The 942-nt window shown below is 46.3% G+C and carries 2 protein-coding genes; both read right to left on the minus strand.

Annotation, left to right across the window (positions count from 1 at the left end; all coding sequences use genetic code 11):
• On the minus strand, positions 1 to 611 hold a 611-nt coding region (locus tag M6F29_RS11830; RefSeq protein ID WP_298160160.1), incomplete at its 3' end, for a glycosyltransferase.
• A gap of 150 nt (positions 612 to 761) precedes the next feature.
• Positions 762 to 942, minus strand: a 181-nt coding sequence (locus M6F29_RS11835) for a hypothetical protein (RefSeq protein ID WP_298160163.1), incomplete at its 5' end; no start/stop codon positions are given.

The following is a 942-nucleotide window of genomic DNA, read 5'->3' on the forward strand; positions in this document are numbered from 1 at the left end:
CAAATATCATCCTGATCAGCGAAAAAAACGTAGCCCGCATTTTTTTTAAGGGCAAATTCCATCAAGATAGAAAAGTTTCCTATTGCCCCTTGATTGCCGAGTTCATCTCGGACCATTTGGATACGAGGATCATTTCGTTCAAATTTCATGATCTTTTGAACAGTATCGTCACACGATCCATCATCACGCACATACAATACCCAATTGGCATAACTCTGTGCCAGAATACTCTGAATTTGTTCCTCGATAAATCGGCTGCCATTGTATGTGGCCATAACAATGATCACGCGTAGCAACGTTGGAACAAAAGTTTCGACTGGCTGCATAACTATAGGCGAAGTAGTCGTCCCTGAAAAATCTGTTTTTGGTCGATGTGACCATTTTAATGACCATTTCATAGTCGTCCCTGAAAAATCCCTTTTTGTGTTTTTGGGATGAAACTGGTGATTTCCATAGCCCTGATACCGTGTCAGGCAGCCTGTGGCGCCATGAATCCTGGAAGCATGGTCGGCTTTCTGACCTTGCTTCCCAATAATCCCCCAAACAACCCAGCCATCGGTCCAAAAAGCAGGCGCAAAAAATGGCGGATGCCATACTTCAGGATCATCCACCTCAGCCACCAAACATGCACCCCGCTGCACATAATACCGTGTACAGACCACCCACAAACTCCCCTTCAAGTGACACCGGTCCATCCTGTGATTCGACTTCAAGTGCCCGATCACCAGTTCACTTTCTTGCTGGATCACTTGCCTCGCACCTCATCTTACCAGTTCGTCCAAGGTCAACTTCATCTCTCGCTCTGGACTGATACCCTGTTTTTGCTTATCCTTGCTCCATGGTAGGTGGTTTCGTTGAGGTAGTCTGACCTGATTGGACAGGTCAACTCGGCTTGATGATAAAAACTCGATTCCGGCAATGCCAAAAACTGGCACTACCGAG

The organism is Ferrovum sp. (assembly GCF_027317285.1).
Classification (GTDB): Bacteria; Pseudomonadota; Gammaproteobacteria; order Burkholderiales; family Ferrovaceae; genus Ferrovum.